The organism is Nocardia alni, from assembly GCF_019038435.1.
Lineage (GTDB): Bacteria > Actinomycetota > Actinomycetes > Mycobacteriales > Mycobacteriaceae > Nocardia > Nocardia alni.
Genome location: NZ_JAGPOX010000118.1, coordinates 20,053 through 30,654, shown reverse-complemented (window position 1 = coordinate 30,654; position 10,602 = coordinate 20,053). Strand labels below are relative to the sequence as shown.

Genomic DNA, 10,602 nt, shown 5'->3' with positions numbered 1-10,602 from the left:
TCTCCATACGCCGGAACCCCTAGGCGGAGGCAATAACAATGGAGTTTTCGGCGCGGCGCGTCGGTCGGGTACCGCTGCGTAGGCGACGAAGGAGCAAGCAGCGGTGCCCGACCGACGCGCCCCCAGGGCGCCGAAAACCCGCCCCGGAGCGAAGCGGAGGGGCAAATAGACACAGTCATTAAACACAGAAGCGGTAGCCCATGCCGGCCTCGGTGAGCAGGTGCTTGGGGTGGGATGGGTCGTCCTCGAGTTTGCGGCGCAGTTGTGCGAGGTATACGCGCAGGTAGTGGGTTTCGGTGGCGTATGACGGGCCCCACACCTCGCGCAGTAGTTCGCGGCGGCCTACGAGTTTGCCCTGGTTGCGTACGAGCATTTCCAGTACGCCCCATTCGGTGGGGGTCAGGTGTACGTCGCCGCCGTGTTTGATGACCTTCTTGGCCGACAGGTCGACGGTGAACGAGGAGGTCTCCACGATCGGATCCGATCCCTCGGTGGCTGTCGCGCCGCGTCGCACCGCGGCGCGCAGGCGGGCCAGGAGTTCATCCATGCCGAACGGCTTGGTCACGTAGTCGTCCGCGCCCGCGTCCAGGGCCTCGACCTTGTCGGCGGAGTCGGTGCGCGCGGACAGCACGATCACCGGGGACTGGCTCCAGCCGCGCAAGCCCGCCAGCACGTCGATGCCGTCGATATCGGGTAGGCCGAGATCCAGGACCACCACGTCCGGATGCTTCTCGGCCGCCGCCCGCAGCGCTGCGGCGCCGGTGGCGGCCGTGATCACCTCGTAGCCGCGCACCGACAGGTTGATGCGCAGCGCGCGCAGGATCTGCGGTTCGTCGTCGACGACCAGCACCTTGGTCGGTACGGCCCCGGCCTGGTCGTGATCGCGAGACCCGCTGTGGGCGCGCGCGGCGCCGAGGCGGTCCGCATCGCTGACTACACCGTCCTCGCTGGCGCTCGTCGGCGTCGTGCGCGAGGCGCGCTGTGCTGATTGCTCGCTCCGCTGCGCTCCGCTCACGAGTCGCTGGCGCTCGAATCCCTCGTGCGCGACGTGCCATGTGTCGTCGATTCGCTCGGAAGCTCCCTCACGGGGTGTCGTCACCTGAGTGTCTCCTCTGCTGTGTCTGGCGTATCCCGTGGTTCCTGTCGAACGCCCGGTAGATCGATGACGATGGTGAGCCCGCCGCCGGGTGTCGGTTCGGCGTGGACGGCGCCGCCCATCGCCTCGACGAACCCGCGTACCACCGACAGGCCCAGCCCGATCCCGGTGGAGTTGTCCCGGTCTCCCAGCCGCTGGAAGGGTTCGAACAGCTGATCCTCCAGTCCGGTCGGCACTCCGGGGCCGTAGTCGACGACGGTAAGCGCCACGCGGTCTCCGGTGCGTTCGCCGGTGACCCGAATGGGCGTGTCGCGCGGTGAGTACCGCAGTGCGTTATCGATCAGGTTGGCCAGAACCCGATCCAGCAGGCCGCTGTCGGCCCGGACGGCGACATCGCCGACCTCCACCTTGACCCGGTCCATGGCGGCGCGGCGCAGCCCGCGCGAGCCCATGGCGATGCCGAGGACGGCCCGGTTCACGACCTCCTCCAGATACACCGGTTTCATCTGGGGTTTGACCACCCCGACGGCCAGTCGCTGCGAGTCCAGCAGGTTGCCGACCAGCCCGGTGAGCTGGTCGATGGACTCCTCCACGGTTTCCAGCAACTCGGCGGTGTCCTCCGGGGAGAACTCCACATCGTCGCTGCGCAGACTCGACACCGCCGCCTTGGCCGCGGCCAGCGGGGTGCGCAGATCGTGGCTGACCGCCGACAGCAGCGCCCGGCGCAGCCGGTCGGTCTCGATCACCCCGGCCGCGGCCTGGGCCTCGTCCGACAGCTGGCGCTGGCGGACGAGGCCGGCTGCCTGACTGGCGACCGCCCCGAGCACCATGCGGTCACCGGGTGTGAGGGCGTGGCCGTTGAGCAGCAGCCAGTGCCGGTCGTCCCCGGATTCGATGGCGGTGTCGGCGTCCCTGACCCGGCGCGCGGGCTCGTCCCCGACACAGGCCACCACGTCCTTCTCGGTGGCCAGGCTGACCGCGCGCATGCCGAAGGTCTCGCGAGCGTGTTCGAGCAGGCCGTGCAGATCGGCGCCGTGCAGCACCGCCCCCGCGAACAGGGTCAGCAGCTCGGCCTGCCGGGACGCGTTGCGCGCCAGGGTCGCTCGCCGCTTGGAGATGTCCACCAGCGCCGCGACCGCGACCGCGACCATCGCCATCACCACGATGGTCAGGAAGTTGTTCAATTCGGCGATGGTCAGGCTGTAGCGCGGGGAGACGAAGAACCAGTTCAGCAGCACACCACCCAGCACCGCCGAGAGCGAGGCGGGCGCGACGCCGCCGGCGAGCGACACGAAGATCACGCCGACGAAGAACAGCGCGCTCTCCCCGGCCAGGTCCAGATGGCTGTCCAGGAGGAAATAGCAGAGCGCGGTGATCGCCGCCGGGACCAGGATCGCCGCGATCCAGGAGACCACCTTGCGTTCCGGCGGCATCAGCAATGCCCGTCGCCGGAACCCTCGATTCGACTCCTCATGGGTGACCATGTGTACATCGATCTTGCCCGACAGCTGCACCACGGTGGAGCCGATACCCTCGTCCAGGATGCGGGCCCAGCGTGAGCGCCGCGAGGTGCCGAGAACCAGTTGGGTGGCGTTCACCCCGCGCGCGAAATCCAGCAGGGCATTCGGGACGTCCTCGCTGGTCACGGTGTGCATACTGGCACCGATGCCGGTGGCCAGCTCGCGCAGCCGGTTCAGCCGCTGCGTGGACACCCCGGCCAGGCCGTCGCCGCGCACGATGTGCACCACGATCAGGTCGGCGCTGGACTTGGCGGCGATGCGGCTGGCGCGGCGCACGATCGTCTCGGACTCCGGGCCGCCGGTCACCGCGACCACGACGCGCTCGCGGGCCTCCCAGGTGTCGGTGATCCGGTGGTCCTCGCGGTATTTCGCCAGCGCGGCATCGACCTGGTCGGCCAGCCACAGCAGCGCCAATTCCCGTAGCGCGGTGAGGTTTCCGGGACGGAAGTAGTTGCGCAGCGCGGCGTCGACCTTCTCGGCGGCATAGACGTTGCCGTGGGACATCCTGCGCCGCAACGCCTCCGGGGTGATGTCGACCAGCTCCACCTGGTCTGCGCCGCGCACCACCCAGTCGGGCACGGTCTCGCGCTGCACCACGCCCGTGATCTGCTCGACGACGTCGTTGAGGCTCTCCAGATGCTGCACGTTGACCGTGGAGATGACGTCGATGCCGCGCTCGAGCAGTTCGTGCACGTCCTGCCAGCGTTTCTCGTTCTTCGAACCGGGCACGTTGGTGTGCGCGAGCTCGTCGACCAGCACGACCGACGGGTCGCGGTGCAGCACCGCCTCCACGTCGAGTTCGGGCAGGGTGGCGCCGCGGTACTCCATCATCTTCGGCGCGATGCGCTCGATGCCCTCGGACAGTTCGGCGGTCTTGGGACGGTTGTGCGTCTCCACGACCGCGGCCACCACGTCGCGGCCGCGGTCCAGGCGCCGGTGCGCCTCACCGAGCATGGCGAAGGTCTTGCCCACTCCGGGGGCGGCGCCGAGGTAGATGCGAAGCTGGCCGCGTTTCACCAGTTCATCATCTCGCGCGTGTATGGCCGTTGCCCCTGTTGGACGCGGACCGCAGCCGTGGCGCGTCGCGTCGGCACGCGCGGGAGCAGCGCTGGTGTGCGGGTGCCCGTCATCAGCGCGCCGCACGCAAGTCCGGGAGTTATCGCGGCCATGCTGCACATCGCGGCGAGGTCCGGCAAATGACGTCTCCTGGTTAACGAAAGACGGCCGGTCTGCGGATGCGGCCGGGTTTCCCCCTGTCTACCGCCGCCGACGCGCCCTTCGGCCGCATTGACGTTTTCTTGATGGCGTTGACCTCGACCTTTACGCCCTGCGGGCGACACGTGGGGAACACCCGTAAGTGGTCCGTCAATGCGGGCGTCCGAGGCGCTAAGAAGGTGTCAAGGCACTCGAAAACGGGCTATTTGAACGCTTGACTCACTGCGGCGCATTCGTGTGCGCCGTATGTCCAAGAAAGGTTCGACACATGTCTGTCGTGGTGTTCACGGTGGTAACCCTGGCGATCTTCGCCCTGCTCGGGCTGATCCAACGGGGAGTTGAGCGGCTGTGACGCAGAACATCATCGGTCTGGTTCTGGCCGTCGGCATCGCTGTCTATCTGGTCGCGGCGCTGCTGTACCCCGAAAGGTTCTAGGTGAACACGACTACAGCGGGGATCGTCTTCGCGGCGGCCTTGATCATCGCGCTCGCCCTGGTCCACGTGCCATTGGGCGACTACATGTACCGGGTGTACTCGAGTGACAAGCACAGCCGGGCCGAGCGGGTCATCTACAAGCTGATCGGCGTCGAACCCGGGGTCGAGCAGAGTTGGTCGGTCTATGCCCGCAGTGTGCTGGCCTTCTCGGCGATCAGCGTGCTTTTCCTGTTCTTCATGCAGTTGGTGCAGGGCCATCTGCCGCTGCATCTGTCCAATCCCGGCACCAAGATGACCGGTGACCTGGCCTGGAACACCGCGATCAGCTTCGTGACGAACACCAACTGGCAGAACTACGCCGGTGAGACCACGATGGGCCACGTCGTGCAGATGTGCGGCCTGACCGTGCAGAACTTCCTGTCCGCCGCCGTGGGCGTCGCCGTGGCGGTCGCGCTGGTGCGCGGATTCGCGCGCAACCGCACCTCCGAGCTGGGCAACTTCTGGGTGGATCTCGTGAGGGGGACCATCCGGATTCTGCTGCCCTTGTCGCTCGTTTTCGCGATCGTGCTGATCGGTGGTGGCGTGATCGAGAACTTCCATCTGTGGTCACAGGTCGCCACCACGGTCGGCAACACGGGTAAGCAGTCGATTCCCGGTGGCCCGATCGGCAGCCAGGAGGTCATCAAGCTGCTCGGAAACAACGGTGGCGGGTTCCTCAACGTGAACTCCGCGCATCCGTTCGAGAACCCGACGGCATGGACGAACTTCGTCGAGATCTTCCTGCTGCTGGTGATCAGCTTCTCGTTGCCGCGCACCTTCGGCCGGATGGTCGGCAGCGCCAAGCAGGGTGTGGCGATCGTGTCGGTGATGGCATCGCTGGCCCTGTTCAGCCTGGTGCTGACCAACTTCTTCCAGTTGCACCATCACGGCACCGTGCCGACCGCGGTCGGAGCGGCCATGGAGGGCGTCGAAAACCGTTTCGGCGTCTCGGATTCCGCGACCTTCTCGGCCGCGACCACGTTGACCTCCACCGGTGCGGTCGACTCCGCGCACGACTCGATGACCAGCACCGGCGGCATGATGACGATGTTCAACATGCAAATGGGCGAGGTCGCGCCCGGTGGGGCCGGTTCGGGCCTGTACGGCATGCTGATCCTGGCCGTGATCACGGTCTTCATCGCCGGTCTGATGGTCGGCCGGACGCCGGAGTACCTCGGCAAGAAGATCAACCCGCGCGAGATCAAGCTGGCCGCGGCCTACTTCCTGACCACACCGCTGATCGTGCTCATCGGCACCGGCGTCGCGATGGCCCTGCCGGGGGAGCGCGCCGCGATGGCGAACACCGGCCCGCACGGACTGTCGGAAGTGTTGTACGCCTTCACTTCCGCGGCGAACAACAACGGTTCCGCGTTCGCCGGTCTCTCCGCGAATACTCCGTGGTGGAATACGGCATTGGGCTTGGCGATGGTGTTCGGACGATTCATCCCGATCATCTTCGCTCTCGCGCTGGCAGGTTCGCTGGCGACGCAGGGCTACACGCCCGCGTCCGAGGGCACGCTTCCCACACACCGGCCGCTGTTCGTCGGCATGGTCGCTGGTGTGACGATCATCCTGGTCGCCCTCACCTTCTTGCCCGCGCTCGCGCTCGGACCGCTCGCTGAAGGAATCCACTGATATGACCACTCCAACCGTTCATCAGACTCCGGAGCAGGAGCAGCAGACCGTCGTGGCTCACAAGGGCCGGGTTTCGGGCGGCATGTTCGATCCCAAGATGCTGCTGAAGTCGCTGCCGGATGCGCTGAAGAAGCTGGATCCGCGGACGCTGTACAAGAATCCGGTCATGCTGATCGTCGAGATCGGTGCGATCTGGAGCACTGTGCTGGCGGTGCGGCACCCGACGTTCTTCGCCTGGGCGATCGTCGTATGGCTTTGGCTCACAGTGCTTTTCGCCAACCTGGCCGAAGCCGTGGCCGAGGGCCGCGGTAAGGCCCAGGCCGACACGCTGCGTAAAGCCAAGACCGACACCGTCGCCCGGCGCCTGGTCGACTGGTCGCCGGGTACGAAGGCGATCGAGGAGGGCGTCGCGGCACCCGAGTTGCAGCGCGGTGACTACGTCGTCGTCGAGGCCGGACAGGTCATTCCCGGCGACGGTGATGTCGTGGAAGGCATTGCCTCCGTGGACGAGTCGGCCATCACCGGTGAGTCCGCGCCGGTGATCCGCGAATCCGGCGGTGACCGCTCGGCCGTGACCGGCGGCACCACGGTGCTGTCCGACCGCATCGTTGTCCAGATCACCCAGGAGCCCGGCGGCTCGTTCATCGACAAGATGATCGCGCTGGTCGAGGGCGCCTCGCGGCAGAAGACGCCGAACGAGATCGCGCTGAACATCCTGCTGGCCGCGCTGACGATCATCTTCGTATTCGCCGTCGCGACCCTGCAGCCGCTGGCCATCTTTTCCAAGACCAACAACCCGGGCGTCCCGGACACGCAGTCGCTCAACGGATATGGCGTCACCGGCATCGTGATGGTCTCGCTGCTGGTGTGCCTGATCCCGACCACCATCGGCGCGCTGCTGTCTGCCATCGGCATCGCGGGCATGGACCGGCTGGTGCAGCGCAACGTGCTGGCCATGTCCGGCCGTGCCGTCGAGGCCGCCGGCGATGTGAACACCCTGCTGCTGGACAAGACCGGCACCATCACCCTCGGTAACCGCCAGGCCTCGGACTTCGTGCCGGTGCCCGGGGTCACCGCGGACGAATTGGCCGATGCCGCACAGCTTTCCAGCCTCGCGGACGAAACCCCCGAGGGCCGCTCGATCGTGGTGTACGCGAAGCAGGCGTTCAACAAGCGTGAGCGCAGTGCGGGTGAGCTGACCGGCGCGCAGTGGGTGGAGTTCACGGCCCAGACCCGGATGTCGGGTGTGGACCTGTCCGACGGGCATCAGCTGCGTAAGGGTGCGGCCAGCGCCGTCACCGAATGGGTGCGCTCGCAGGGCGGTGAGGTTCCGGCGGCGTTGGGCCAGACGGTGGACGGCATCTCCGCCTCCGGTGGTACGCCGCTGGTCGTCGGTGAGGTGCGCAGCGGCGTCGCCAAGCTGCTGGGCGTCATTCATCTGAAGGACGTCGTCAAGCAGGGTATGCGCGAGCGCTTCGACGAGATGCGCAAGATGGGCATCCGTACCGTCATGATCACCGGCGACAACCCGCTGACCGCCAAGGCGATCGCGGACGAGGCCGGCGTGGACGACTTCCTCGCGGAAGCGACTCCCGAGGACAAGCTCGCCCTGATCCGCAAGGAGCAGGAGGGCGGCCGCATGGTCGCCATGACCGGCGACGGTACGAACGACGCGCCCGCCCTGGCCCAGGCCGACGTGGGCGTGGCCATGAACACCGGTACTTCCGCCGCCAAGGAAGCCGGCAACATGGTCGATCTGGATTCGGACCCGACCAAACTGATCGAGATCGTCGAGATCGGCAAGCAGTTGCTGATTACCCGCGGCGCTCTCACCACGTTCTCCATCGCCAACGACATCGCCAAGTACTTCGCGATCATTCCCGCGATGTTCGTGTCGCTGTTCCCCGGCCTGGACGTACTGAACATCATGCGTCTGCACAGCCCGGAGACCGCGATCCTGTCCGCGGTGATCTTCAACGCGCTCGTCATCGTCGCGCTGATCCCGCTGGCGCTGCGAGGTGTCAACTACCGGCCCTCGAGCGCATCGAAGCTGCTCAGCCGCAACCTCTACGTCTATGGCATAGGCGGCATCATCGCCCCGTTCATCGGCATCAAGCTGATCGACCTGATCATCCAATTCTTCCCGGGGATGTCCTAATGAGAATGTCGACCTGGATTCGTCAGCATCTGGCGGCGCTGCGTGCGCTGCTCGTCTTGACGGTGATCTGCGGAATCGCCTATCCGCTGGTGGTTTTCGCGATCGCTCAATTGCCCGGCCTGCACGACAAGGCAGAAGGGTCGCTGATAACGCAGAACGGCAAGGTCGTCGGCAGCAGCCTGATCGGCCAGGCCTTCACCGACGGTAAGGGCAACGCGCTGGTGCAGTACTTCCAGACGCGCCCCAGCAATGCCGTGCCCGCGGTCGATCCGAAGACGGGCGTCAGCCCGATCCCGGACGGCTACGACCCGGTGAGCTCCACATTCGGCAACCAGGGCCCGGAAAGCATCGTCGACACGATCACCAGCGCCGATCCCGAGAATGATCCGACCGGGACGAAGAATCCCAAGAAGGACGTGACCATCACGCAGGCACTGCTGAGCACGGTGTGCACCCGGAGCGCGACTGTGGGCGCCCGGGAGAACGTCGACGGCAGCCGGCCGTTCTGCACCTCGAGCGGTGTCGGTGCGGTACTCGCGGTGTTCGGCCCGCGCAACTCGCGTGGCGAGGTCTACAACCCCTCCCAGGTGATCAGCGTCAACGAGCCGTGCCCGCTGTACCCGAAGCCGTTCATGGACACCTATGACGGCGTGAAGGTGCAGTGCGCGACGGTCGGCACGGACTATTCGAAGGGGCAGATCATCCCGATCCGCGGCAACGCCTCGGTGCACACTCCGGTGCCGGTCGACGCGGTGACCGCGTCGGCCTCGGGCCTGGATCCGGATATCTCCCCGGCGTACGCCGACATCCAGATTCCGCGGGTCGCCAAGGCCCGCGGTGTGTCCGAGGATCAGGTCCGCGCGGTGGTCAAGGCCAACACGACGGGCCGTGCGCTCGGGTTCATGGGTGAGCCCGTGGTCAACGTGCTCCAGGTGAACCTGGCTCTGGACAAGCAGTTCCCGTACCCCAAGAAGAGTTAGGCCCGTAGTTCGATCGGCAACGCCGAAGGCCGCCTTCCGGATGTTCCCGGAGGGCGGCCTTCGGTGTCGCGTTCGCCGGTCAGCTGCTCAGCGCGCTGCCCTTCAACCACTGGTCCCACGGCAGGGTCCAGTCACCGTTGTCCCAGACCTGAAGCGCCGGTCCGCCGGTGTTGTGTATCTCGACCGGATCGCCGAGGAGGGAGAAGTTGTAGAACCACTGCGCGTTGGTCTGGTTGAGGTTCAGACAGCCGTGCGAGGTGTCGGTATTGCCCTGCGCCCAGACCGTCGTATCCAGTTCGTGCAGGTAGATGCCGTCGCCGCTGATCTGGGTGGCCCAGCTGATGGCCTCCTTGTAGCCGAGCCGGGAATTGACCGGCAGGCCGAAGGTGGAGGAGTCCATGATCACCGGATTACCCCTGCCCATCACGGTGTACGTGCCGGGCATGGTCCAGAAGTAGATGGTCTTGCCGTTGACGACCTGGGTGCCGCCCATACCCATCGAGGTGGGCATCGTGCGGATCAGCTTGCCGTTCTCGAACACCTGCACCTGTTTGGTGTTGTCGTCGGCGATCGAGACATGCGACGGGCCGATGGTGAAGGAGGCGTTGGAATCCACTTGACCGTAGAGGCCGTCACCCAGTTGGGCGCCGTAGATATTGGCCGCGACTTTGACCTTGGTGCCCGGCGTCCAGTACTTCTCCGGCCGCCAGTGCGCGTTCTGGTCGTCGACCCAGTACCAGGATCCCTGGACCGGCGGATCGGTGGTCACCGTCAGGTGTCGCTCGGCGGCGGCCCTGTCGGGGATCGACTCGTCGAAGTGGGCGACGATGACCATGCCGACCCCGAAGGTGCCGCCGTTGCCGATCGGCGCGCTGCCGGTCGTGGTCAGGTACGCCTTGGTCTGATTACCGGGGGTGAGCGTGGTGAACGTCGCCTTGGCCGGCGCAATGGGCCCGGTGAGCGTGAGGCCCTGGGCGGTCAGGGTGTAGGTGTGGTCGTAGCCGAGCGGGCTGCTGGGCTTCCACGCTGTGCGGTCGGGGGTGAAGATGCCGTCGATCGCCTTGCCGTCCTCGTTGGTCATGGTGACCGAGGTGAGCTGGCCCTGTGAGGCGGTGACCTGGATCTTGCCCAGTGGGTCGACGTTCTGGCCGCCGTTGGGGGTGACCGTGATGACGGGCGCCGGACTCGAGGTTTTCGGCGCCGCCTTCGGGGTGAAGCCCGAGGACGAGCAGGCGGCCAGTAACGCCGCCACGAAGGCCAGGCTCAGCACGAGCCCGGTCCTGGTGGCGCGCAACGGGATCCGCCTACGGCGAATCCCACGTCTGCGAGCCTCGTCTTGATTCTGCTGGTCTTGAATCTGCTGGTACTGCACGCCTGGAAGGCCGTCGCTCCGTCGTGGGCGACCTGACATGGTGTCTCCTGCACTTGCCCCGTGCGTGGTAGCAGGACAAGCCCTCGCCACGCACCATCGCCGAACTGTTCGCGGCCAGTTTACGGTGCGTTCGAGCGCTGCGGCGCATCATG

At 66.4% G+C, this 10,602-nt stretch carries 7 protein-coding genes; 4 read left to right on the top strand and 3 right to left on the bottom strand.

Translation table 11 applies throughout. The annotated features are described in order from the left end of the window. Positions 1 to 178 precede the first annotated feature (178 nt). Positions 179 to 850: a response regulator gene (locus tag JZ791_RS33165; protein WP_216899953.1), complete on the bottom strand. Its 672-nt coding sequence runs from the start codon at positions 848 to 850 to the stop codon at positions 179 to 181. A 245-nt stretch (positions 851 to 1,095) separates the two neighbouring features. Continuing rightward, positions 1,096 to 3,633 (bottom strand): DUF4118 domain-containing protein, encoded by a 2,538-nt coding sequence (locus tag JZ791_RS33160; RefSeq protein WP_216899949.1) that lies wholly within the window; start codon positions 3,631 to 3,633, stop codon positions 1,096 to 1,098. Between the two features lie 546 nt (positions 3,634 to 4,179). On the opposite strand from JZ791_RS33160, the gene kdpF reads away from it, so the two are divergent. Genes kdpF through JZ791_RS33140 form a run of 4 tightly spaced genes read left to right on the top strand, consistent with a single transcriptional unit; the run spans position 4,180 to position 9,078 of the window. Next, positions 4,180 to 4,266 (top strand): K(+)-transporting ATPase subunit F, encoded by an 87-nt coding sequence (gene kdpF, locus JZ791_RS45435; protein WP_103557258.1) that lies wholly within the window; start codon positions 4,180 to 4,182, stop codon positions 4,264 to 4,266. Further along, positions 4,267 to 5,940: a potassium-transporting ATPase subunit KdpA gene (gene kdpA / locus JZ791_RS33150; RefSeq protein WP_216899947.1), complete on the top strand. Its 1,674-nt coding sequence runs from the start codon at positions 4,267 to 4,269 to the stop codon at positions 5,938 to 5,940. Position 5,941: 1 nt separating this feature from the next. Beyond that, entirely contained in the window at positions 5,942 to 8,098 is a 2,157-nt protein-coding gene (kdpB, locus tag JZ791_RS33145; RefSeq protein ID WP_216899945.1) for a potassium-transporting ATPase subunit KdpB, read from the top strand. Next, entirely contained in the window at positions 8,098 to 9,078 is a 981-nt protein-coding gene (locus JZ791_RS33140) for a potassium-transporting ATPase subunit C (RefSeq protein WP_216899943.1), read from the top strand. Before kdpB ends, JZ791_RS33140 begins: the two co-directional genes overlap by 1 nt. Before the next feature lie 79 nt (positions 9,079 to 9,157). On the opposite strand, the gene JZ791_RS33135 is transcribed toward JZ791_RS33140, so the two are convergent. After that, a complete protein-coding gene (locus JZ791_RS33135) occupies positions 9,158 to 10,372 on the bottom strand; it encodes a L,D-transpeptidase (RefSeq protein WP_438804582.1) in 1,215 nt (404 codons plus the stop codon). Positions 10,373 to 10,602: the final 230 nt, after the last annotated feature.